At 71.6% G+C, this 21,747-nt stretch carries 26 protein-coding genes and 6 pseudogenes; 12 read left to right on the forward strand and 20 right to left on the reverse strand.

Going from position 1 to position 21,747, the window contains the following annotated elements:
- The 6 genes from ACZ3UD_RS14110 to ACZ3UD_RS14135 all read right to left on the reverse strand — a co-directional run bounded on the left by ACZ3UD_RS14110 (position 1) and on the right by ACZ3UD_RS14135 (position 4,362).
- Positions 1–816 carry a hypothetical protein gene (locus ACZ3UD_RS14110; RefSeq protein WP_465586110.1) on the reverse strand — a complete coding sequence of 272 codons (816 nt, stop codon included), beginning with the start codon at positions 814–816 and terminating at the stop codon, positions 1–3.
- 16 nt (positions 817–832) lie between these two features.
- Positions 833–1,117, reverse strand: a complete 285-nt coding sequence (locus tag ACZ3UD_RS14115; RefSeq protein ID WP_465586112.1) for an acyl carrier protein — start codon at positions 1,115–1,117, stop codon at positions 833–835.
- A gap of 33 nt (positions 1,118–1,150) precedes the next feature.
- Positions 1,151–2,866 (reverse strand): fatty acyl-AMP ligase, encoded by a 1,716-nt coding sequence (locus ACZ3UD_RS14120; RefSeq protein ID WP_465586114.1) that lies wholly within the window; start codon positions 2,864–2,866, stop codon positions 1,151–1,153.
- Between the two features lie 49 nt (positions 2,867–2,915).
- Positions 2,916–3,704 (reverse strand): hypothetical protein, encoded by a 789-nt coding sequence (locus tag ACZ3UD_RS14125; RefSeq protein WP_465586116.1) that lies wholly within the window; start codon positions 3,702–3,704, stop codon positions 2,916–2,918.
- Positions 3,705–3,768: 64 nt separating this feature from the next.
- A complete protein-coding gene (locus ACZ3UD_RS14130) occupies positions 3,769–3,963 on the reverse strand; it encodes a hypothetical protein (protein ID WP_465586118.1) in 195 nt (64 codons plus the stop codon).
- A gap of 66 nt (positions 3,964–4,029) precedes the next feature.
- Complete coding sequence (locus ACZ3UD_RS14135) at positions 4,030–4,362, reverse strand: hypothetical protein (protein ID WP_465586120.1); 333 nt, start codon at positions 4,360–4,362, stop codon at positions 4,030–4,032.
- Between the two features lie 349 nt (positions 4,363–4,711).
- Between ACZ3UD_RS14135 and ACZ3UD_RS14140 the strand changes: the two genes are divergently transcribed.
- Positions 4,712–4,867 carry a DUF6131 family protein gene (locus tag ACZ3UD_RS14140; RefSeq protein ID WP_465586323.1) on the forward strand — a complete coding sequence of 52 codons (156 nt, stop codon included), beginning with the start codon at positions 4,712–4,714 and terminating at the stop codon, positions 4,865–4,867.
- 394 nt (positions 4,868–5,261) lie between these two features.
- Here the strand turns inward: ACZ3UD_RS14140 and ACZ3UD_RS14145 are convergent, their stop codons facing one another.
- The gene (locus ACZ3UD_RS14145; RefSeq protein ID WP_465586122.1) at positions 5,262–5,807 is read right to left on the reverse strand and encodes a DUF6328 family protein; all 546 of its coding nucleotides are present in this window, start codon (positions 5,805–5,807) and stop codon (positions 5,262–5,264) included.
- A gap of 726 nt (positions 5,808–6,533) precedes the next feature.
- Here ACZ3UD_RS14145 and ACZ3UD_RS14150 point away from each other — a divergent pair.
- The 7 genes and pseudogenes from ACZ3UD_RS14150 to ACZ3UD_RS14180 all read left to right on the forward strand — a co-directional run bounded on the left by ACZ3UD_RS14150 (position 6,534) and on the right by ACZ3UD_RS14180 (position 11,293).
- The gene (locus ACZ3UD_RS14150) at positions 6,534–6,965 is read left to right on the forward strand and encodes a hypothetical protein (protein WP_465586123.1); all 432 of its coding nucleotides are present in this window, start codon (positions 6,534–6,536) and stop codon (positions 6,963–6,965) included.
- Between the two features lie 223 nt (positions 6,966–7,188).
- Entirely contained in the window at positions 7,189–7,752 is a 564-nt protein-coding gene (locus ACZ3UD_RS14155; RefSeq protein WP_465586125.1) for a hypothetical protein, read from the forward strand.
- Positions 7,753–7,953: 201 nt separating this feature from the next.
- Positions 7,954–8,820: pseudogene (locus tag ACZ3UD_RS14160) on the forward strand (HAD-IC family P-type ATPase); the annotation flags it as partial.
- Positions 8,817–9,425 (forward strand): DNA polymerase ligase N-terminal domain-containing protein, encoded by a 609-nt coding sequence (locus tag ACZ3UD_RS14165; protein WP_465586126.1) that lies wholly within the window; start codon positions 8,817–8,819, stop codon positions 9,423–9,425. The pseudogene ACZ3UD_RS14160 and the gene ACZ3UD_RS14165, both read left to right, overlap by 4 nt.
- Before the next feature lie 122 nt (positions 9,426–9,547).
- Positions 9,548–9,973, forward strand: a pseudogene (locus ACZ3UD_RS14170) (ATP dependent DNA ligase); the annotation flags it as partial.
- The gene (gene ligD, locus ACZ3UD_RS14175; RefSeq protein WP_465586128.1) at positions 9,970–10,875 is read left to right on the forward strand and encodes a non-homologous end-joining DNA ligase; all 906 of its coding nucleotides are present in this window, start codon (positions 9,970–9,972) and stop codon (positions 10,873–10,875) included. The pseudogene ACZ3UD_RS14170 and the gene ligD, both read left to right, overlap by 4 nt.
- Positions 10,876–10,978: 103 nt before the next feature.
- Positions 10,979–11,293 (forward strand): hypothetical protein, encoded by a 315-nt coding sequence (locus ACZ3UD_RS14180; protein WP_465586130.1) that lies wholly within the window; start codon positions 10,979–10,981, stop codon positions 11,291–11,293.
- Positions 11,294–11,584: 291 nt separating this feature from the next.
- On the opposite strand, the gene ACZ3UD_RS14185 is transcribed toward ACZ3UD_RS14180, so the two are convergent.
- The 10 genes and pseudogenes from ACZ3UD_RS14185 to ACZ3UD_RS14230 all read right to left on the reverse strand — a co-directional run.
- Positions 11,585–13,429 carry a complex I subunit 5 family protein gene (locus ACZ3UD_RS14185; protein ID WP_465586325.1) on the reverse strand — a complete coding sequence of 615 codons (1,845 nt, stop codon included), beginning with the start codon at positions 13,427–13,429 and terminating at the stop codon, positions 11,585–11,587.
- A 5-nt stretch (positions 13,430–13,434) separates the two neighbouring features.
- Positions 13,435–13,779 (reverse strand): sodium:proton antiporter, encoded by a 345-nt coding sequence (locus tag ACZ3UD_RS14190; protein WP_465586132.1) that lies wholly within the window; start codon positions 13,777–13,779, stop codon positions 13,435–13,437.
- A gap of 52 nt (positions 13,780–13,831) precedes the next feature.
- A complete protein-coding gene (locus ACZ3UD_RS14195; protein WP_465586134.1) occupies positions 13,832–14,578 on the reverse strand; it encodes an MnhB domain-containing protein in 747 nt (248 codons plus the stop codon).
- Positions 14,575–14,844 (reverse strand): Na(+)/H(+) antiporter subunit B, encoded by a 270-nt coding sequence (locus ACZ3UD_RS14200; RefSeq protein WP_465586135.1) that lies wholly within the window; start codon positions 14,842–14,844, stop codon positions 14,575–14,577. The genes ACZ3UD_RS14195 and ACZ3UD_RS14200 overlap by 4 nt, the downstream gene beginning before the upstream one ends.
- A complete protein-coding gene (locus ACZ3UD_RS14205) occupies positions 14,841–15,137 on the reverse strand; it encodes a monovalent cation/H(+) antiporter subunit G (RefSeq protein ID WP_465586136.1) in 297 nt (98 codons plus the stop codon). Before ACZ3UD_RS14205 ends, ACZ3UD_RS14200 begins: the two co-directional genes overlap by 4 nt.
- Entirely contained in the window at positions 15,134–15,391 is a 258-nt protein-coding gene (locus ACZ3UD_RS14210) for a monovalent cation/H+ antiporter complex subunit F (RefSeq protein WP_465586137.1), read from the reverse strand. The genes ACZ3UD_RS14205 and ACZ3UD_RS14210 overlap by 4 nt, the downstream gene beginning before the upstream one ends.
- The gene (locus ACZ3UD_RS14215; RefSeq protein WP_465586138.1) at positions 15,388–15,873 is read right to left on the reverse strand and encodes a hypothetical protein; all 486 of its coding nucleotides are present in this window, start codon (positions 15,871–15,873) and stop codon (positions 15,388–15,390) included. Before ACZ3UD_RS14215 ends, ACZ3UD_RS14210 begins: the two co-directional genes overlap by 4 nt.
- Positions 15,874–16,061: 188 nt before the next feature.
- The gene (locus ACZ3UD_RS14220; protein WP_465586139.1) at positions 16,062–16,184 is read right to left on the reverse strand and encodes a hypothetical protein; all 123 of its coding nucleotides are present in this window, start codon (positions 16,182–16,184) and stop codon (positions 16,062–16,064) included.
- A gap of 57 nt (positions 16,185–16,241) precedes the next feature.
- Positions 16,242–16,415: a CsbD family protein gene (locus tag ACZ3UD_RS14225; protein WP_465586140.1), complete on the reverse strand. Its 174-nt coding sequence runs from the start codon at positions 16,413–16,415 to the stop codon at positions 16,242–16,244.
- A gap of 223 nt (positions 16,416–16,638) precedes the next feature.
- Positions 16,639–17,040, reverse strand: a pseudogene (locus ACZ3UD_RS14230) (DUF6328 family protein); the annotation flags it as partial.
- Between ACZ3UD_RS14230 and ACZ3UD_RS14235 the strand changes: the two are divergent.
- A pseudogene (locus ACZ3UD_RS14235) lies at positions 17,014–17,376 on the forward strand (STAS domain-containing protein); the annotation flags it as partial. The pseudogenes ACZ3UD_RS14230 and ACZ3UD_RS14235 sit on opposite strands and share 27 nt — an antisense overlap.
- 332 nt (positions 17,377–17,708) lie before the next feature.
- On the opposite strand, the pseudogene ACZ3UD_RS14240 reads toward ACZ3UD_RS14235, so the two are convergent.
- Positions 17,709–17,960 (reverse strand): annotated as a pseudogene (locus ACZ3UD_RS14240) (plasmid stabilization protein).
- Positions 17,961–18,213: 253 nt separating this feature from the next.
- Here ACZ3UD_RS14240 and ACZ3UD_RS14245 point away from each other — a divergent pair.
- The 3 genes from ACZ3UD_RS14245 to ACZ3UD_RS14255 all read left to right on the forward strand — a co-directional run bounded on the left by ACZ3UD_RS14245 (position 18,214) and on the right by ACZ3UD_RS14255 (position 19,607).
- Complete coding sequence (locus tag ACZ3UD_RS14245; RefSeq protein WP_465586141.1) at positions 18,214–18,657, forward strand: sigma-70 family RNA polymerase sigma factor; 444 nt, start codon at positions 18,214–18,216, stop codon at positions 18,655–18,657.
- A gap of 77 nt (positions 18,658–18,734) precedes the next feature.
- Positions 18,735–19,169, forward strand: coding sequence for a sigma-70 family RNA polymerase sigma factor (locus tag ACZ3UD_RS14250; RefSeq protein WP_465586143.1), 435 nt, complete (start codon positions 18,735–18,737; stop codon positions 19,167–19,169).
- A gap of 27 nt (positions 19,170–19,196) precedes the next feature.
- On the forward strand, positions 19,197–19,607 hold the full coding sequence (locus tag ACZ3UD_RS14255; protein ID WP_465586145.1) for a hypothetical protein: 411 nt from the start codon (positions 19,197–19,199) through the stop codon (positions 19,605–19,607).
- A 597-nt stretch (positions 19,608–20,204) separates the two neighbouring features.
- Here ACZ3UD_RS14255 and ACZ3UD_RS14260 read toward each other — a convergent pair.
- Both ACZ3UD_RS14260 and ACZ3UD_RS14265 read right to left on the reverse strand, forming a co-directional pair.
- Positions 20,205–20,527, reverse strand: a pseudogene (locus ACZ3UD_RS14260) (plasmid stabilization protein).
- A 5-nt stretch (positions 20,528–20,532) separates the two neighbouring features.
- Entirely contained in the window at positions 20,533–21,606 is a 1,074-nt protein-coding gene (locus ACZ3UD_RS14265) for an SDR family oxidoreductase (RefSeq protein WP_465586146.1), read from the reverse strand.
- Between the last annotated feature and the right edge of the window lie 141 nt (positions 21,607–21,747).

Genomic DNA, 21,747 nt, shown 5'->3' on the forward strand with positions numbered 1-21,747 from the left:
TCAGCTGCCCCAGGCGGGGCTGGTGTTGGGGGGGTAGGGAGAGCTGGAGGCGCCATTCACCCAGCCATTCACGTCCTGTCCGTCCCAATCCAGCAGTGTCTCGGCGTTCCGGATGCACTTGTCGTAGTCGAGGCTCCCGAAGAGGCGGCTGACGGTGATCTGCTGACTGAGCTGCTGGTACCCCTTGCCTGTCTTGTACTCCATTTGCACCGTGGTCCGGAGCAGCCCGAGGCGCAGATCCCCATTCACCACGGTCAGGACCCCCTGCTGCACATTGCTGTCCTTCTCCTGCTGCCCCTCGTTCTGGACCGCCAGCTGGCCGATCTTCTTGAGGGAGTTGATGACGCCGGTGAGCGTGTCCGACGTCACCAGCTCTCCGACCAGCTCGGTCACCGCCGAGATGGCTGGCGACAGGGAGAGGGACGAGATGGACACACCGCGGCTGTCACCAGTGATGTTGGTGAGGAACGGCATCGTTTCGAACTGGAGCCCGAAGATGATCCACCGAATGAGATCGAAAACCGTGGATGACTGATCGAAGCCGGCGGAGTCCTCGGTCTTGCGCAGGATGGTGGCGGCCACGGACTGCCATGAGCCGAAGGACGCCAGCGGCCCCAGGCTGGGCAGCCCACTGCTGTCCCCGCCATAGGCATTGCCAACCCCTGTCTCCTGGTTGCTGTCGTCGAGCTCGCTGCCGTCGGGGCCCAGCAGCCCGAGCTTCGCCAGCACCTCCCGTGGGGGCGCCTGCCGGCCCTCCGCCCACATGGCAATCTCCAACGCTTCCCGCCGCAACTGCTCTTGAATCAGAGTGCTCACGGTCGTCCTCCGGCACTCAGGATGCGCGCGCGGCGTACTGCTCGCGCGACTCGCAGATCAACCGCTCGATGTCCTGCACTGTCTGCACCTGGGGGATGGCCTTGAAGCCCAGGTTGACCTGGAAGCCCAGCTCGACCGCGCCCAGCAGGCGGAGGAGCTTCATGGAGTCAACCCCTGGCAGCTCTCTCACCATGGTGGTGTTCTTGATCTCCTCGGGACACTCCGCGTCGCTGAGGTCCAACTTCTCGCGGATCAGGGAGTACAGCTGCTCTCGCTCTTGGGGGGGCAGATGGGTGTTCATGGCTGCTCCTCATTTGGGGTGTACGGATGGTGTTCAGCTCGCCTGGAGAGCGCTCCACCGTCCCTCGAGATATTGCTGCCGTGTCTTGCTCCGCTTCACCTTGCCGCTGGAGGTCTTGGGCAGTTCCCCCGGCACCAGCAGGAGGATCTCCGCCACGGGCAGGGACAGCTTCGTCTGGATGTGGCCGCGGACCTGCCGCGCCACCGTGGCGGCGTCTCCGCTGCGGAGCTCGGCGACGATCACCACCTCCTCGGTAGCCCGGCCTGGCCGGGTGAAGGCCACGACGTTGCCCTTGCGCAGGCCGGGCACCTCGGCCGCGGCCCACTCCACCGTCTGGGGGTCGTGATTGCGCCCATTGATGATCAGCAGGTCCTTCTTGCGGCTCGTCACGTAGAGGATGCCTTCCGCCAGGTATCCACAATCCCCCGTACGCAGGCCGTGAGCCGTGAAGCTCCGTCGGGTCGCCTCCGCGTCACCGTGGTAGCCCGCAGCCACGCTCGGCCCCTGGAAGACCACCTCGCCGATGTGCCGCTCCGGGAGCGGGTTCCCCTTATCGTCCACGATGAGGATTCGGTGACCCGCGATGGGGCGTCCGCAGGGCACGAACGCCACCTGCGACCCGGGGACCTCCGCCTCCGAGGCGGGCCGCGCGAGGCCGCTCGCGTGGTAGGGCTCCTTCTGGATGACATCCAGGGCGAGCGGAACTCCGATCTCGCTGAACGAGATCGCGAGCGTCGCCTCCGCCATGCCATAACACGGCACCACTGCCCCCGGACGCAGCCCCGCCGCCGCGAAGTGCGCCGCGAAGGAGCGCAGCGTCTCCGGGTGGTTGGGCTCGGCGCCGCAGCCCACGATCCTCAAGCAGGACAGGTCCAGCCGCTGGAACTCCTCCGCCGAGGTGTGCTTGACGGCCAACGCCAGGCCGAAGTTGGGCGCGAAGGTCACGGTCGCGCGGTGGCGGCTCACCGTTTCCAGCCAGAGCCTCGGTGAGAGCGCGAAGCGCAGCGTCGGGAGGAAGCTCACCGGGCAGCGCGCGATCAGCGGCGCCAGCACGAAACCGACCAGCCCCATGTCGTGGTACATGGGCAACCAGCTCACGCCACGGTCTCGCCCGCGCTCGAGGCGAAGGGCGCTGATGATGGCCGCGCAGTTGGCGAGCACGCTGGCGTGCGTGACCCGCACTCCCTTGGGGGCCGCCGTGCTCCCCGAGGTGAACTGCAAGAACATCACGTCCTCCGGGAGGATCGCCTCGGACTGGGGCGCACTTCCCACCAGGGGCTCGGCGAAGAACTCCTCCGAGACGACGGCCTGCAGGCCCTCGACCGCCTGGAGGAGCGGGTCCAGCAGGTCCGCCAGGCTCCGGGGCATCAAGAGCGCGCGGGCTCCCGCCGCGCGGAGGATGTCGGCGGCGTCCTCGCAGTACGTCTCGAACTTGCTGAAGCTCATGGGCGGGTACATGGGGACCGGGATGACGCCCACCGAGACCGCGCCCAGGAAGGTGAGGACGAACTCCTGCTCCTCGGGGACGATGAGCGCGATGCGCTCTCCCTTGCGCCAGCCGCTCTGGAGCAGCTGGCGCCCCCGGCGCAGGGCCTCACGCGACAGCTCCGACCAGCTCACGAAGTGCTCGCGCCCGTCCTCTTGGATGAAGGTATAGCCACTGTCCGAGTGGCCGAGGTTCTCGGCAAGGACCTGGGTGAAGGTCGAGGCCGTCGCTCCCTCGGGAGGCAGCGCTTCTTCGGAGAACATGGGACCTGCCCCGGGAGTCCGGTGGATTGCAGAAAGGCCTTGAACCGACTTACTGGTTCCAGGCGGGGCTCTGGTTGGGCGGCAGCTTCGCGCTGGCCGTCCCGCCCTCCCACTGAGTCACGTCCTGGCTATCCCACGCGAGCAGTGTGCTGGCGTTGCGCTTGCACTTGTCGAAGTCGAGCACGCCGTAGCCGCGGTAGATGTCGAGGGTCTGCTGCAGTTGCTCGTACCCCTTGCCCGACTTGTACTCCATCGTCACCCCGGTCCGGACGGCTCCGAGGTAGAGCTGGCCGGCATTGCGCGACAGGACCCCGACCTGCTGGTTGTTATCCTTCTGCGTCTGCCCCTTGTTCTGGAGCGCCAGCGTGGCGATCTTCTTGATGGTCGTCACGATGCCTTCGAAGTTCTGCGGCGTCATGAAGTTCTGGATCAGGTCCGACACCGCATCGACGCCCTTCTCCAGGGAGAGCGAGGAGATGGACGCACTGCGGTTGTCGAATTGGTACATCAGGAAGAACGGAATCGTGGAGAACTTCTGGAGGAAGTTGTTCCAAGCGACCGGATCGAAATCCGCGCTCCCCGGGTTGAAGTTGCTGATGCTCTCGGCCTTGTGCACGATGGTGCTGGCGACGGACTCCCACGTGCTGAAGCTCGACAGAGGCCCCAGGTCGGGCAGCGAGCTGCCGTCTCCTACCGCATTGTTGCCCACCGCCTGGTCGTTGCTCCCAGATGGCAAGCGCTCGGGCATCGTGGCGGCGTCCGGCTTGGGGGAAGGTGTCTGCCACAGCGCGATCTCCACGGCCTCTCGGTGCAACTGGGACTGACTGATCTCGGACATGACTGCTCCTTGTCTGCGGGTGAGGTGCTACACAGCGAGATGAGACGACGTTTGAAAGAGGGGCTCAGCTGCTCCAGACAGGGCAGCCATGGGGCGACACGGCGTAGCTGTCCGTGCTGCTGACCCGGGCATTCACGTCCTGGGGACCCCACGCGAGCAGCGTGCTGGCGTTGCGAATGCACTTGTTGAAGTCGAGCACGCCGTAGCCGCGGTAGATGGAGAGGTCCTGCTGAAATGCCGCGTAGCCTAGTTTGATCATGCTGGCCGGTACTGTCTCTGATTTGTTGGGATTTGCTCGGAGTATCGTTAAGTTCGTGTTCTGACTTTAATGTGTGTCGGTGGTTTTCACCGGTTCGGACCAGTCGGCGTCGGGGTGCAGCCGCCCGTCGAAGGCGATCTCCGCTTGCTCGGCGGCGAGCAGATCCTCGCGGGGAATCCGCTTGACCACCGTGGCAATTGGCGTGAGGCCGTTCATTTCGAGGATCCGCAGCCACATCCACATCGCGTAGTCCGTCGAGTCGCTCAGGTGTCCGGCCAGCCGCTCGTGAACGGTCTTCTCCGTCTGGCCGACGTGGCGGACCACATCGTCGCGCGGGTCGGTGCGAAGTTCCCCGGGGAACTCACCTGCCTGTTCCTCCCCGCACCGGGCATCCGCCACAGCGGTCGCCACCGTCGATGAGGCGCGGCACCGGGTTCGGCGGGGAGCCGCACGGCGTCCGGGGCGGGCCGACCGAGGACGAACGTCGGGCCCGCTCGCCCGCGTGCCCGTCCTCGGCCGCACGGCGGCGTGCACCCGCCCGCGATCCACACCGGGGCCGGGCCGGGCCCTTTGCGTGGGAGCCGATGCGGCGGACAGCGATTCGCGGCAGGCCCGAGGGTTTGGCTTGCCCGTATGGCGGTACACGCGAATCCTGGAAGGACGGACGGCCCCGGCTTCGGCTTCCGGCCACCGGATCGTCTGGGCTGGCCCTTGTGACAACGGTACCGTCAACAATTTGGAGGACACCGTGATCGTCCTCGGCGTCATCTTGCTCATCGTTGGCTTCGTCACCGGGATCTCGATCCTGTGGACCATAGGCTTCGTCCTCGTCGTCATCGGTCTCGTCCTGTGGGTCGCGGGCGCCCTCGGGCACGCGGTCGGCGGGCGCCGCCACTACTACTGACCGGCTGGCCCACGCAGGCCCGCGTTGACACCATCCGTGCGGACGCGGACAGTTGAGGTTCCCCCACCTCGGGGGAACCTCGCTCCGCCTCGGCGCGGGTGGCGGCTACCTTGCAGGTCTTCGGGTCGGCGCAGGTCTTCGGGTCGGCGACGTCCGCCAGGAGAGTGCGGACCGGCGATCCGGCCGCGTCGGTCTCGACCGGCGCGGAGCACAGCCCGGCCCGCGGACGATCAGCACGAGACCCCCGGCGGCGAAGGCCCGGAGCAGGCGCGGCCGACGCCGGCGGTGGCGCCGGTGTTGACCATGGTGCGGGCCTCGGACGTGTGCGGATCCTCATGACAGCGTCTTGCCAACAGGGCGCGGCCGAGACGTCACGGGCGGGGGCCCGGAGACGTCACGGGCGGGGGCCCGGATCGGAGCCGTCCGGCGTCCGGGTGCACTTGCCGCGGTGCTGGTGTAGATGCAGGACCGGCAGCAGAAGCCAGCAGGACGCGAACCACAGCATGACGGCCCCGGTGATCCAGCCGGAGAGCGTCGATCCTGTCGCCACCCGCAGCAGGAGGAGCAGGGCGGAGCCGATGGTCAACGCCAGCAGGACCAGGCCGGTCGCCACCAACCGCGCTGCGGCGTCCACCAGCTGGGGCTTGAGGCGGTGCCCGGAGAACACCCGGTGGTAGGCGACCGGGGCGGTCAGCGCGCCGGTGGAGAGGGCCCCGAGGACGACCGTGGCCACGTACAGGTTCCGGTCGAAGGAGCCGAGGCCGGCGAAGCGGGGCATGAAGACCACGCTCAGCAGGAAGCCGAAGAGGATCTGGGAGCCGGTCTGGGCGACCCGTACTTCCTGGAGCAGGTCGCTCCAACGCCGGTCCGCCCGCTCCTCGGGCGACTCTCGTCGGCCGCTACGGGGCACCGCCTCGCGGCGGGTGTCCTGCCTCGTCATCGTGATCGCCGCCTTCTCCTCATCGGTGCGTGTAGCCGCGGCAGGGTCGGGCAAACGCGGAGCACGGACGAGGACCGGGTGGTATGCCCGGCCGCACCGGGGACGGAGCTGCCGACAGCCGTCCGTGCGAGCCGCTGGAGCGACGCGTTGGCACAAATGGCCGGAGCACGTCACCGTTGCGGTTGGGCCGGGAGCCCGCCATGCCTCGGCCAGCCGACGGCCCTGCTGTGGCCGACGGGGTGGACGGACCTGTTCGGCACCGTCCACGGGGCCCCGCCCCGAACCCGTCCGACAAACCCCTCGAACCCCCGCCCACCAGGGCCCGACCGGAACCAAAGCGTCGAAAAGCTGGGCAGGTTAGTGGCTCCAACCTGCCCCAGAACAACCACCGCCCACCCGCTCGCCCTCTGGCCGCGCAACCTCCAGGTCCTGGGCGAGGTCGCCGCGGAGCACAACTCCACCATCGTCTTCCCGACGCCGACGCCGACGCCGACGCCGACGCCGACGCCGACGACGCCGTTGCCGAGCACCGCGAACTCACCTCCCGCAACTCCTCCGAGGCCCCGGCGGAGCCCGACACGCGCCTGCCCGGCCCGGGCCAGATCCAGCGGACGGTGTGGGATCCGCCTGTTTATCCGGGTGCCGGTGGGTAGACGCTGGTAGGACAAACACGCCGGTAGACCTCCGGGGCCGGCCAGTGCGTTCGAGCGCTGATCGGAAACGACCATGAACGAGCACACATCCACCTCAGCCGGATCATCCGCCTCTTCGCCGGGTACGGCGTTGTTGCTTCGGCCGGTCGACACGGTCGCGTCCGCCGTGCGCCGCGTTCCGGGTGTCGAGACCGTCGGCGGAATGGTCGGAGGTGTGCTCGACACCGTCGGACTCGTGTCGCCACGGGCGCGCCGTATCGCCGCCTACACCGGCGCCGGGTTGCTCGGTGCGCTGGGGGCGGTCGACTGGCCGGTGGTGGCGGCCGGCGCGGCGGCCGTGTGGCTGACCCAGTCGCGACCGCCGCGCACCGCGGCTCCGACGCGGGCGCCGAAGGCCGCGCGGCGTAAGCCGGCCGGCAACCCGAGCGCCGGTACGAGTCGCAAGACGTCGAGCAGACGCGGTACGACGGCCTCCGCCAAGTCTCCGAAGCGGAAGGCCGCGTGACGCGGCCGCCCGAGGGTGAGCCATGGTCCCCCTGCGCACCCTGGCCAGGCTGCCGGCGGCCGGTCTCGGACTGGCCTTGGCCGTGTCGGTGGCCGTTGCGCGCTCGACGGTTCCCACGGCCCGTGCCGCCGCCCGGGTGGCGGTCGGGGCCGCCGGGGCCAGCGTCCGTACAACCGCGCACACCGCCACCGCAGCCGCTGCCACAGCGCGCCGCGTGGGGCGGGTGACCCGTAACGCGGCTGAGGCGGGCCGCGGCTACTGGCAGGCCGGCTCCCGGATCCAGCTGCCGCTGCGCCCGCGCCCGGGCACCGCCGCCGGCAAAGCGCGGAACCCGGAGGCAGCGGCGCGGAAGGTGGCGCTGGGGCTGGCCAAGCGGCCGGACGTGGTCGCCGCCTACTGGGACGGCGGGCTCGCCCGGCTGGTGGTGCAGCTGACCCAGGACGCCGTCACCGAACGCGTGGTGGAGCGCGCCACCGAACTCGCCGCCGATCAGCGCCTGGAGCGGGTGGACGAGGAGGTCCTGGAAACCGCGCACCCCGGTCGGACCGGCAGCGTGCGTACACAGGCGATCGCCCTCGGCTGCGACGCGGTGGGTCTCGCGACCGCCCTGGGCGCGAGGGCGATTCCGCGGGCACCGTCCTGGTCGGCCGGGAGATCGCCCCGCTCGCCGAGGCCGCGCTGGACGCAGCCCGTCACGCTGGGCTGCACGTCGTGGTTGCCGACGACGGTACGCTCGGCGACTTCGGCGCTCTCGCCGATCAACTGGTTGGTGCGGAGCAGCCGTTGATCGATGTTGTGCGTCAACTCCAGCGCGGCGGACGGGTGGTGCTGACGGTGGCGCGCGTTCCGGCCGTCGGTGATTCCGAGTTGACGGATGGTGCCCGGGAATTGCTCGCCGGATTGCTGCGCAGCGACCTCGCGGTCGCGGTCACCGACGACGACAGTGCGGTGGTGTGGGGCGCGGACCTCCTCCTGCTGAACGGTCTCGAAGCAGAAGGTGCTGGTCGTCGAGGCGCTGCGGGAGGCCGGACGGGTCGTGGCGATGGTGGGGGACGGGGCCAACGACGCCGCCGCCATCCGCTCCGCCGACATCGGGATCGGCATCGCCGCCCGCGGCTCGGCGGCGGCCCGCAACGCCGCGGACCTGGTGATCACCGACGACGAGCTGACCGTCCTGACCGACGCCGTCGACGAGGGCCGCGCGCTGTGGCGCAGCGTGGCGGACGCGATCACCATCCTGATCGGCGGCAACGCCGGCGAGATCGGTTTCTCCCTGCTCGGCACCCTGCTGCCGGGACGCGCCCCGATGTCCACCCGGCAGATCCTGCTCGTCAACCTGCTCACCGACATGTTCCCGGCGATGGCCGTCGCCGTCACGCCACGGGACGATCAGTCGGCCGGGGAGAGCGCCCCGCGCGCGGGCACCGCGGCCCTCGACGCGCCGCTGGCCCGCCAGATCCGGCACCGGGGCCTGGTGACCGCCATCGGCGCGACCACCGCCTGGCTCATCGCCACCGCCACCCCCGGCTCCGCCCGGCGCACCAGCACCATGGCCCTGTGCGGCGTCGTCGGCGCCCAGCTGGCCCAGACCCTGACCGGGCGGCGCCGCAGCCCCCTGGTCCTCGCGACCGTCCTGGGCTCCGCCGCCGCGCTCGCGGCCGTCATCCAGACGCCGGGTGTCAGCCGGTTCTTCGGGTGCACCCCGCTCGGCCCGGTGGCGTGGGCAGGCGTCGCCCTGTCGATCGCCGTCGCCGTGGCGGCGCCGCCGCTGATCCCGCAGATCGAGCGCCTGCTGCTGGCCCTCGCCCGGGCCGTGGCAGGCGTGCGGACGGCCGGTCGAAGGAGCACGCCATGAAGAGCGCCCTTGCCGAGTACCACAGGCGGCGGGACTTCTCGAAGACCGCCGAGCCCGAGGGAAGCCGGACCGATCCCGGTACGCGGCCCTCGTTCGTCGTGCAGATCCACGATGCGACGGCGATGCACTTCGACGTCCGCCTGGAGGTCGACGGCGTCCTCAGGTCCTGGGCCGTCCCCAAGGGCCCGTCCCGTGACCCGCACGACAAGCGCCTCGCCATGCCCACCGAGGACCACCCGCTGGAGTACCGCGAGTTCGAGGGCGTCATCGCCGAGGGCGAGTACGGCGCGGGCACCGTGATCGTCTGGGACGAGGGCACCTACCGCAACCTCTCCACCGACCGCGCCGGCCACGACCTGCCGCTCGCTGACGCACTGGAGCGTGGACATGCCTCCTTTCGCCTCTACGGGCACAAGCTCCACGGCGGCTACTCCCTCACCCGCATCCACACGAAGCGTTCGGACGGCCGGGAGGCCTGGCTCCTGGTCAAACACGCGGACCGCAGCGCCTCCACCGACGGCACTCCCGACCCACACCGGGCACGCTCGGCGCGCACCGGGCACACCCTGAGGCAGGTCGCCGAGACGGGCGGCGGAGCGTCATGACGGTCCTCCTCGACCGCCCGCCGGACCGGGGGCAGCGCCTGCTCCGCCGGGCCCCGGCCTCGCCCGGCACTCCCATGCTCGCCGTGCTCACCGACCGTCGGGACTTCGACGACGGCTGGCTCTACCGCCACCACCGCTCCGGCGACCGGCTGAAACTCAAGTGCGACGCCGGCCAGGAGCTCGTGATCGGCGGCTTCACCGAACCCGCCGGCAGCCGCGTCGGCTTCGGCGCCCTGCTGCTCGGCTATCACCAGGACGGCTCGAACGGCCGTCTCCGCTACGCCGGAAAGGTCGGCACCGGCTACGACACCGCCACCCTGCGCCGCCTGCGCGAGCGGCTCGACGGGCTCGAACGGCGCCGTTCGCCGTTCGCCGACGAGGTGCGCGAACGCGCCGCCCACTGGGTGCGCCCCGAACTGGTCGCCCAGATCGGCTTCACCGAATGGACCCGCGCGGGCAGGCTGCGCCATCCCCGCTACCTCGGGCTGCGCGACGACAAGCCCGCCCGCGAGGTGATCCGCGAGCAGCCCTCCGGGGAGGAACGATGACCACCAGGAAACTGCGCGTCGGCGGCCGGACCGTCGAACTCAGCCGCCCCGACAAGGTGCTGTTCCCCGAGGACGGCATCACCAAGGCCGAACTGGCCGACTACTACCGGGCCGTCGCCCGCCGGATGCTTCCGCAGCTGCGCGGCCGTCCGCTGATGCTGGAGCGCCACCCGGACGGCATCGACGACCACGGCTTCATGCAGAAGGACGTCCCCGACCACTTCCCGGACTGGATCCACCGGGCCGAACTGCCCAAGGAGGACGGCACGGTGACGTACACCGTCTGCGACGACACCGCCACCCTGCTCTACCTGGCCGACCAGGCGTGCATCACCCCGCACCGGTTCCTCTCCCGCGCCGACGAGCCGGACCATCCCGACCGGCTGGTCTTCGACCTGGACCCTCCCGGCGAGGACTTCGCCCCGGTCCGCGAGGCCGCCCGCCTGCTCCACGAACTCCTCGACGAGCTCCGGCTGCCGTCCACCGTCATGACCACCGGATCCCGTGGCCTACACGTCCTCGTGCCCCTGGACCGCCGCGCCGCCTTCGACGACGTCCGCGCCTTCGCCCGCGACCTGGCCGATCTCCTGGTCGCCCGCCACCCCGACCGGCTCACCACCGAAACCAGGAAGCAGGCCCGCAGAGGCCGGCTCTACCTGGACGTCCAGCGCAACGCCTACGCGCAGACCGCCGTCACGCCCTACGCCGTACGGGCCCGGCCGGGCGCCGCCGTCGCAGCGCCGGTGGCCTGGGCCGATGTGGACGACCCGGACCTCACCGCGCAGCGCTGGACCCTCGCCACTGTCGACGGGCTCCTCAAGGACGACCCCTGGCGGGACGCTCCGCGCCGGGGCCGCTCCCTCAACCCCGCCCGCCGCCGCCTCGACGCCCTTCGGGCGTGACGTGCCCCCGGCCCGCCCGCGCGGCCACCCCCGGCTCGGCTGGGGCACGCCCGAGCCGCAGGCGTATCGCGAGTTGCGGACCTTGCTCCTCCCGGCTCCCCTCGTGCAACGGGCAGAGGCCGGTGTGCTGGTCCTCACCGCCGAGCCGACCGACGAGGTGGTCCACCGGCGTGCGGTCGGCCGCCGGCCGGACGAGGCGGGTGCGACGGCCGGTGTTCACCGGATCGGCGACACCGCGTTGCTGCGGACCATGTTGCTGCGGACCGTAGAGTGCGGCCTGGTCAGCAGCGTGCTGCGGCAGGACCGCGACGTGGCGCGGGGGGCACAAGCCGTTCTGGACAGCAACGTCGACCGGGCGCAGCTGCCCGGCGACCTGGTTCGGCAGCCGCCCGAGGCACTGCGCGCCGGGCCGCGATGACCGGCAGTTCGAGCCGGGTGGAGCACGGTGACGACCAGATACGCGGCCACGCCGAGCAGGGCCAGTCGCCAGGCGTATCCGGCGGCGGTCCGCGGCCCGGACGGGACCTGGTCCCGGAACGCGACGGGGCGGGCCGTGGAGGGGCCACCCGGGGCCGGCGGCTGCCGAGCGGTACGGGACGCCGGACCGGTCCGGTGCCGTTCAGGCGCACGGGCCGCCTCCTCGGGGTCGGCCGGACTCCCGTCCGGCCTCGTGCGACCACCCGGGCGGGCGGACCGGAAACGGATGAGCTCACAGCTGCGCTGCCACCGCCACCAGCAGCGCGGCCAGTCCCACGGCCAGCCACGCCACGTAGTCGCCGAGCAGCCCGGAGTGGAGGCGGCGCAGCGGCAGGACAGCCGCCCGGTACAGCCCGCCGGTGCCGCGCCCGGGGGTGCGGCGGACGGCGACGGTGGCGAAGCCGACGGCCAGCAGGGCGGACAGCAGGCCAAGGGCGATCCCGGAGGCGGTCCACGACGCGTCGGGGGCGGAAGCGACGGGTGCTCCCGGCTGTCCGAGGACATCGGCGAGGTAGCCGGCGCGGTCGGCGAAGGCCGACGCTCCCGCTGCGAGCGCCCGTCCGACATCGGGCAGGATGCCGACGGCCAGGCAGCCGGCCAGCAGCAGCCCCGGCACGACGAGCATCGGCGGGGGCAGTCGGCGGCCGGGGAGACGGATCTCGGGCTCCTCGCCCTCGCCGGTGGTCGCGGCCACCTCCGGGTGTTCGGAGGGCGGGGCGCCGACGCCGCCGAAAACCCGCAGGCCCGCGCGCAGCACCGCACCGCCGGTGAGTGCGGACACGAGGACGAACACGGCCGGCAGCCAGCCGAGTTCTCGTCCGGCGGCCTCCTCGGTGATGGCCTTGCCGAGTCCGGTGCCGAACGGTGGTAGCCCGGCCAGGGCAAGGCCACCGAGGACGAACAACGCGCCGGACAGCTTGAGTTCGCGGGCCCGGCCGTGCAGACCGTGTTCGTCCACGGAGCCGTAGCGGTCGAGCAGGACGCCGGTGAGGCCGAACAGGGCGGCCTTGGCGCCTGCATGGCCGGCCACGTACACCGCTGCTCCGGCCAGTCCGGCCGGGGTCAGCAGCGCCGCGCCGACCAGGAACAGGCCGACGTGCCCGACCGTGGAGAAGGCCAGCATCCGCTTCAGGTGCCGCTGCTGCCAGCACATGACGGAGCCGACCAGAGCGGTCAGCACACCGGCGGCGAGCAGCGTGTCCCGGACGACGGCCTCCGGCAGCCCGCCGGCGCCGGCGAAGACCACCCGGTGGATCCTCGCGACGCCGTAGACGCCGAGTTCGACCATCACCCCGGACAGCAGCATGCACACCGGGCTCGGCGCCACCGCGTGGGCGTCCGGCAGCCAGAAGTGGAAGGGCGCCGTCGCGGCCTTCACCAGCGGGCCGGCCAGGACCAGGACGAACGCGACGACGACCAGGGAGTCCCGGCCGTGCCCCGCCGCAGCCCGTTCGTCCAGGGCGGCCCCGATCTGCGCCAGGCCGAGCTCCCCGGTGCGGGCGTAGAGCAGGCCGATGCCGAGCAAGGAGAGGTAGGCGGCGGCCGAGTTGACCAGGCCGAAGGCGAGGGCGCCGTGCAGCGGGCGCGGGTCCTCGATCCGGTAGCCGGTCAGCGCGTAGGCGACGGCGCCCATCAGCTCGAAGAACACGAAGGCGTCGAAGAGGTCGCCGGTGAGCGCGAAGCCGCACATCCCGGCCTCGAAGAGCAGCAGCAGGGCGGGGAACATCCCGCCGTGCTCGCCGGAGGGTTCGTCGAAGTACCGCCAGGCGTAGCAGATCACGGCCAGCACCAGGACGGCGGCGAGCAGGGCGAGGCCGCTGCCGAGGCGGTCGGCGACCAGGACGATGCCGACGCTGTGGCCGCCGCGCGGGCTCCAGCCCCCGAGCCAGGACACCTCCCGGCCGTCCGGGTTCGTCCGGGCCCACAGCAGCGCCAGGCAAACGACGTCGGCGGCGGCCCAGACCGTGGCGAGTACGTCGCGGCCCAGGCGCGGCAGCCACCGGCCGGCCACGGCGAGGACGGCTGCGCCCAGCAGCGGGATGGCGACCGCCAGCGGCAGCAGGTCGGAGACGTTCAGGCCTGTCACCCCCGCAGCCCGGTCAGTTCCTCCGGATCCACCGTGCCGTGCCGCTTGCGCAGTTGGATCACCAGGGCCAGCAGCAGCGCGGTGACCGTCGCGCCGACCACGATGTCGGTCAGCGCCAGCGCCTGGACCACCGGGTCCACCACCGGGGCGTCGGTCGGCAGGTCGGAGAAGACGGGGGCGGTGGCGCCCCGGCGGTAACCGACCGCGAGCAGAAGCACGTACGTCGAGGACTGCGCGACGGCCAGGCAGCCGACCGCCTGCACCAGGTTGCGGCTGGTGACGAGGCCGTACAGCCCTGCGAGCAGGATCCACCCGGCGACCAGATAGGGGAAGACGCTCATGAGAGGACCATCCCTTCTGCAGCCCTCTTCATGGTTCGCTCGCTCCGCTCGCTCACAGGCCCCTCCTCGAGGTCCGAGGGGCGACCTCCACCGCCTGGTCCAGGAAGTGCGCCAGCAGCACGACCACGCCCGAGCCGACCTCCACGCCGACGACGGCGTTCACCACGGCCACCAGCCCGCCGGAGGAGAGCTGGTTGAAGGTCCCGAGCGGCAGGGTGTTGGTGAGGTAGCCGACACCCTTCGCCAGGCCGATCAGACCGAGCGCGGCGAAGGCCCCGGCGGCCAGCGCGTCCGCCACGTCCAGCACGGCCAGCGGGCGGACCCGCTTGAGCACCAGGTAGTCGGCGGCGACGTAGGCGAGGTGCAGCGCGGTGGCCAGTACGACGCCGCCCTGGAAGCCGCCGCCGGGGCTCAACTGGCCGTGGGCGACGAGGTATCCGCCGGTCAGCAGGGTGACCGGAAGCAGGGTGGCCCCGAACAGCCGGGTGCTGGGCAGGACGGGTTCGGCGGCTGCCCGGCGCTTGCGCTCGTCCCGGGCGAGACGCAGCAGTATGCCCGCGCCGAGCACCGAGCCGAACAGGATCGACTCCTCGCCCAGGGTGTCGAAGGCCCGCTGGTCGAAGTTGACCGAGGAGACGATGTTGGCCGTGCGCTGGGCCAGTCCAGCCGCCACCGCCCGCTCACCGTACGGGTGTCGGACACCGCCGAAGCCTGGCAGCTCGGTCGCGGCGGCGGTCAGGGCGGCGGCGAGGACGGCGGCGGCGGTCAGGAAGAGTCGCAGTCGGGCGGTGCGGCTCACTCGGTGCGGTCCGGACGGTCGTCGGGGTGTTCCCCGCGGCGCACCCGGCGGACGGTCAGCAGGATCAGCAGCGGGGTGATGGCGCTGCCCACACCGAGCTGGGAGAGCGCGACGTCCGGGGCTTGGAGGACGGTGAACAGCAGCGCGAGGCAGAGCCCGAGCAGGGCGAGGACGGCGGCCTGCCGGACCGGGTCGCGGGTGAGCGCGGCGGCGGTCGCGGTGACGGCGGTGAGCAGCAACGTGATCACGATCAGGGCGTTGTTCACCGCTTGGCCTCCTGCTCGGCGAGGACGGTCGTCCGGGCGACGGCCATCGTGGTGACGGTGCCGCCGACCGACAGCATCAGGCCGATCACCAGCAGCTTGGCGGCCGCCCGGCCCGGGCCGGTGTCCACCGCGAGGGCGAGGGCGACCAGCGGCGCACCCAGGGCGGCGGCGGGGGAGAGGGCGTGCAGCCGCAGGTACGGGCCCGGCAGCACGATGAGGGCGAGGGCGGAGAGCAGCAGGGCGGCGGTGCCCGCGCACAGCAAGACCAGCGAGACGCCGTGGCGGCCCGTCACCGCTGCCTCCCGGCCAGGAAGCGGGTGAACACCAGTGTCCCGGCGGGCGCGAGCACGGCGAGGTCCAGCGCCAGGTCGGTGTACGAGGTGCGGCTGAACCCCTGGGCGAGCAGCAGCAGGACGACGGACGTCACCGTCGCGGCGAGGTTGAGCGCGGCCAGCCGCTGCTGCGGTGTGCCGAGCAGCCCGAGCGAGAGGCAGGGGCCGATCCCGCCGACGGCGAGGAGAGCTGCCGCCAGCAGCCAGGCGTTCACCGGGCGTCTCCGGTCAACGCCCGCTCCAGCGCGGAGACTTCACCGCCGAGCGCGTGCACGGTCAGGCTGCCGGCCTCACCCCTCTCGCCTTTCTCGGTGTCCACGACGTCCACGCCCACGTCCACGACGTACGCGCCGGGCGTCGCGGACAGCAGCGCCGCGGCCCAGGCCGGTCCAGCGCCGGGAGCGAGCCGGACGCTCCGGAACCCGCCCCGCCGGTGCCGCGGCGAGAGCACGGCGAGAGCGAGCCGGCCGGTGTCGGCCAGCAGCGTCCAGGGGAACGCCCAGAGCGCCCGGGCCAGCCGTGCCGGCCCGCCCGCGGTCGCCCCCGAGGCGTGCCGGACGGCGACGGCGCCGACCGCGCCGAGGGCGGCGATGCCGCCGCCGACCGCCACCTCCAGGGGTGCCACCGAGCTGACCAGCACGGTGTTCAGCAACAGCAACACCCCCCACCAGATCAGGAGTTCGACCGCCGTCCGCATCGCACCACCCTTGTGTCGGCCGCTTGGGACAGGTCCTGGGCACCCGCCGCCGTGGCGGGCGCCCCAGGTCTACCGCCCGGTCGGCGGACGCGTACCGCGCGCAACGCCGCCGCACGCGCGATCGCCGTACCGGACCACCCGTTCGCCGGATGGCGGAGCCGAAACCTCCGATGATCGGCCCGGCCGGTTCAGTCGTGCGGCTCGTGCGGCTCCAGCTCCTGGGCCGGCTCCGTCGCCTCCTGCGGCTCCAGTCGATGGGCTGTCTCCGTGGCGTCGTACTCAGGGCGTCCGTGCCAGGTCACTGGCTTCACGGTGGCTCTCCGTCCGGCCGGGCCGGCGGCCGCGTGGGGCGGCCGCCGGCCGCCGGTTCAGTCCTTCCCGGCGTCCTTGACCTTCTCGGCGGCTTGCTTCAGGTCGCTCTTGATCTGCTTGCCACGGCCCTCGGCCTCGACGACCCGGTCGCCCATGGCCTTCCCGGCGGCCTCCTTGGCCTTGCCGTGGGCCTTCTCCGCGGCGTTGCGCAGCTTGTCCTCGGTACCCATGGGGTGTACTCCTCTCGTGCGAGGGGGCGGGCTCCGCCCCGCGCCGCGTCTGCCCGGGAAGGGCGGTTTCACACCAGGCACGTCCGTCAGGACACCGTGGGCTCGTTGTGGGCCTGGCCCGCTCGGCGCCCGAGCCCGTTAGGCGGGGGCCCGGCCCGGGGCCGGCAGGCGGCTGGGTGGTTCGCCCGTCGTACCGGCGCAGGTGCTGGACCGGCAGGAGCAGCCAGCAGGACACGAACCAGAACATGACGGCGTCGGCAATCCAGCCCGAGACCGCCGATCCCGTCGCGACCTGGAGCAGGAGCAGCAGGGCGGAGCCGATCGCCAGCGCCGGAAGGACCAACCCGGTGGACACCAACCGCGCTGCGGAGTCCACCAACGAGAACCCGGGAGCCGGTCTGTGCGACGCCTTCCGCTCCGTCCGTGCGTGTAGCCGCACTGGGGGTGGGCAAACGCGCGTTATGGACGACCAGCAGACGGAGTGCCCTGCCGCACCCGGGACAGCGCCGCAGGCTCCGGTCGTCCGCGCGGTCCGCGGTGCCGCGCGGGATGATGGCCGGATGGCCGCCCGCCGTCCCGATCGGACCGGGCGCGTGCCATGCCGCGGCCAACCGAGCAGCCCCATCCGGACGAGCGGCACAGCGGGGCCAGCGGTCTGCGTGTCGCCGTGGCGGACGAAGGGGTGGTGCGGATCGTCACCGTGGCGGGCGAGCTGGAGCACGACACGGCGGACGGACTGCGCACCGCGCTCAGCCGGTTCGTGGAAGAAGGCGCCGAGCGGATCGTGGCCGATCTCGCGGAGCTGCGGTTCTGCGACTCGACGGGACGGGACCTCCTCCTGCACGCCCGCCTGGACGCCGAGACGGCCGGGATCCGGCTGGAACCCGTGGATCTGCGACCGATCGTGGCCCAGCTGCTCGCGATCACCGGGGCCGACAGCCTGCTGCGGAGCCACCCCGATCTCGAATCGGCGCTGAAGTCGCACGGCCTCGCGCCCGACTCTGGGGGACGGGAAGCTGGTCTGGCTGGAGGTTCCGTCCCCACTGGACTGTCCCGTCCGCCGGGTCTGACGGCCGGCCGGGTCACTGCTGTCCGGGGCGCGGCTCCGGAGGCGGCGCCGGATCGGGATCCGGGTACGGCTCCGGAGACGGGAACGGAGGAATGGGCGGCGGTGCCGGGTTGGGTTCGCCCGGCCGCGGTGCGGGATTCGGGTGCGGGATCGGCCCGGTGTCCGGGGCGGGGGGTGTCGGAATCGTCATGGTGGCACCTTCATCGGAGGCGCGGAGAGCACGCTCAGCGACCGAGCGCATTCGCCAGCTCGCGCTTGTTCATCTTCGAACGGCCCTTGATATTGCGGTGCTTGGCCTCGTTGTACAGCTGGTCAGGGGTCGGTCCCTGGGAGCGCCCTGGTACGGGCAGCGCTGCCCGCCGCGCCGACCAGAGGACACCCTGTCCTTCATCGACGTCTGGCTCGTGGTGTTCGACTCGCCGTTCCGGGTGCTTGATGTGCTCGTACTGGCGCTCCCGCTTGGGGCTGGACCCCACCGCTCCTCCCTTCTCCCACGGCGGTCGTTGCACGGGCGCGTGTACCCGGAGAAAACCCCAAATCACCTGAAATCTGATTCATGTATCGGATGACGGGTAAACCCCCGATGGAGCGGCCGCTTTCGACAGGCTGCTTCCGCATTCATCGAGTGCCACCGGGACCGTCGCTTGAAGAAGCCGGGCACAGGTCCCAGGGGAAGAAGCCGGCGACGCACGATGACGCCGGGCGTTCACCCGAGCCCAGGAGAAGCAAGTGTCCACCCCACTCGAAACCGTCGGCCGTGCCGAGTGGACGGTCGGCCCGCCCTCCGGCCTCCCGTCCGATCTCCCGCCGCGCCTCACCGAGGCCGAACTGCGGGCGATGGGCAAGGCCGAGGCACGCGAACTCAGCGACGCGCTGTTCGAGCGCCTGGCCGGCCTCGCCCGCGAGACCTACGCCTACAGCTACGTCCGCAGCAGGATCATCGAACTCAACATGCCGCTGGTCCGCTTCATCGCGGCCCGCTTCCGGCACCGCGCCGAGGACATGGACGACATCCTCCAGGTCGGTACCATCGGCCTGATCAAGGCCGTCGACGGCTACGACCCGGACTGCGGCGTCGAGTTCGTCACCTGCGCCATCCCCATCATCGCCGGCGAGATCAAGCGGTTCTTCCGCGACACCTCGTGGCCCGTCCGCGTCCCGCGCACCATGTAGGAGAGCTCTACCTGACGGTGGCCTGCGGCTCCGACCGGCTGGAACAAGAACTCGGCCGCCTCCCACACCCCGAGGAGGTGGCCGAGGACCCCACCTCACCCGTCGTGCAGGCCACCGGGGGACTGGTCGCCAGCCGCGTCTACCGGCCCAACCCGCTGGACGCGCTGCGCGACCAGAACACCGGCGGGACCGGCAGCGCGATGCTCGACCGCCTCGGCGGCTGCGATCCCGGAATCGAGCTGGCCGACTTCCGCACCGCCGTCCGCCCGCTGCTGGCGGAACTGCCGGAGCGCGAACAGACGGTGCTCAAGCTCCGCTTCTGGGACGGCTGGACACAAACGGAGATCGCCGCGCGGACCGGCGTCTCCCAGATGCACGTTTCCCGCCTGCTCAGAGCCGTTCTGGCCCGGCTGCGCGAGCGAGTGGAGGATCGCGAGGCCGGACGAGCGTTCCGGCGAGCGACAGCGTTAGGGGCGGACCGGTCCGGGTACGCGCGAGACGGCGGGGGGTGACCGAACCGGGACAGAAAGGACTCCACCATGTTGCTGCTAGGACTCCTGCTGATGGCGGCATCCGGGGCCTTCGTCGGGCTGCTGATCGCGGACAACCTCGCCGGCGGGCCCGAGTACCAGGTGACGATCCTGGGCAACCACCTGGTGACGCTCAACACCTTGGGCGTCTTCCTGTCCGGTGTGGCGCTCGCGCTGATCTTTTGCCTGGGCGTGGCCCTGATATCGCTGGCCCGGCGGGCCCGGCTCGTGGGCACGCGACCGACGGCCTTCCGCAAGACCGGAACCATGCCGCCGCCGGTGTCCGCACGACCCGCGGCGCCGGAGGCCAGCGAGACGGCGCGGCCGGAGGAACGGGCCGCCCAACAAGGCGACCGGGCCGTTGGTGCACCGGTCCAGCCCTCGCGGAGCGGCCGGATCCGGCACCTGTTCGGACACTGACGCTGCCATGCGCGAGCCATAGGACGATCATGAACGCCCAAGAGGGGAGAGAGACGCGAACACATGGCCAGGGCACGGAGCTCGTCGGTACAGCCGCCTCCGCTCTACGGCTGGCGCCCGCTGGGGCCGGGTAAGACGGTCTCGTGCGACGTGCGGCTGCCCGTCAGCTGAGGCGGCGCTGGTGGTCCCGGCCGCCTCCGTCACCGCCATGCTGCGCGGCATCGCCGCGATGTGGCAGACCTGGCGACGCAACGGCGCGCCCCTGGACCCGGAGACCACCGCGACACTCTGCACCGCCCTGGACACCTTCGCCGACCCCGAAGCGGGTCGCGGTCGGAGTCCCAAGCGGCGGCGGCCTGTTCGACCCGGTGGCCCGCGCGGTGCGTCCGCTGCCGTGGATAACCGGCCGCCGTCCGCACGCTCCGGCTCCGGATCGGGTTCAGTCCGGGGGCTCCGGCGGCCGGGGCCGCCCAGGCTCGGGCGGGCCGGGCGGCTCGACGGGCTCCGGCGGCCCCGGGGGCGTGGGTGGTTCGGGCGTGGGGACGGGGGTGACGTCGGGGTCGGGCGGCACGGGAACGGTGCCCACGGTTTGGCCTCCTATCGACCGAGTGCGTGTTCGAGTTCCTTCTTGTTCATCTTCGAGCGGCCGTGAATGTCGCGCTTCTTGCTTCGCTGTAGAGCTGCTCCTTGGTGGGGCCCCGGGAGCCGCTGTGGGAGCGCTGCCCGCCGCGCTTGGAAGAGGAGATGTCCTTGACCGAGCTGCGGCTTGCGGTCTTCGACTCCCCGTGCCGGGCCCGTTCCTTGTTCACCGTGCGGGCGGCGATCTCCTTGGCCCGCTTCTCGCTCTCACCGCGATCCAGCGCGCTGTCCTTGATGTGCTCGTACTGCCGTTCCCGCTTCGGGCTCGATCCGCGAGGCATGGTCATCACTCCTGTCGCTGTGATCGCGCGGCGCGTGTACCCCGCATCCGTGAAACGAACCCAGCCGAGGCCGTGGGCGAACCCGCCCTCACCCGTCCGGTTGCCCGCCGCATTCCGATCGCGAGGACGCCGAGGCCGTGGGCGGCCTGCTGCTGGAGACTGCGGGCACGGGCCCGATCGTCGAACCGGCCGTGTGCCCCGAAGTCCTGCCAGGAGTCCACCGGTTGGAACAGGTTGTCCGGGGCACTGGCACGCCGCCGCTCATCGGTCTGCTGGGAGGCGAAGCCGGTACGGGCCAGGTACCAGTCCAGCAGGCCCGGGGCGATCGCGTTGGCGATCAGGGTCGCCACCGTGCTGGCGCCGACCCAATACTCCCGGCGGCGAGGGTGATCGGCCGCGTACAGCACGGCGCGGGCGGCGACCTCTGGCTGATAGATCGGCGGCACCGGCTGCGCCCGTTTCGGAAGGCGGGAGCGAACCCAGTCGAACTGCGGCGTGTTCACGGCCGGCATCTGCACCATCGTGGTGCGCACCCGGCAGCCGGAGGCCAGCAGCTCGCAGCGCAGCGCCTCGTTGAAGCCCTGGATGGCGTGCTTGGCGCCGCTGTAGGCGCTCTGCAGCGGGATGCCGCGGTAGGCGATCGCGGAGCCGACCTGCACGATCACGCCTCGGTCGCGCGGGAGCATGCGGCGCAGTGCTGTCTGGGTGGCGTGGACGTAGCCGAGGTAGCTGACCTCGGTGACGCGCCGGAACTCCTCAGGGGTGATCTCGGTGAACGGGGCGAAGACGGAGGTGAAGGCGTCGTTGACCCATACGTCGATCGGCCCGAGCTCGTCCTCGACCCGCTGGGCGGCGGCCTCCACCGCGTCCGGGTCGGCGACGTCCGCCTGGATGGCGATCGCTTTGGCGGCGCCGGCCTGCTCCACGTCATGCACCGCCGCATCGAGGCCGGCGCGGCCGCGGGCGATCAGCGCGAGGTTCTCTCCGCGGGCGGCGAACGCCACCGCGCAGGCGCGTCCGATGCCGCCGCTGGCCCCGGTGACCACCACGGTCCGGGCAGCGGGTTTGTGAAGTGTCACAGCGGGTTTGTGAAGTGTCATACGGTGCGGGTTTCCCCGATGGGCGGTGGCAAACGGGGCCGATCGGGCCCGGCCATCCGTGCAGGCCCGGGTGCCGGGCTGTAGCGTCGAAGACTGGTGGATGATGCGGGCCTGAGCGAG

The sequence above is a fragment of the Kitasatospora sp. NPDC023118 genome (assembly GCF_055560875.1).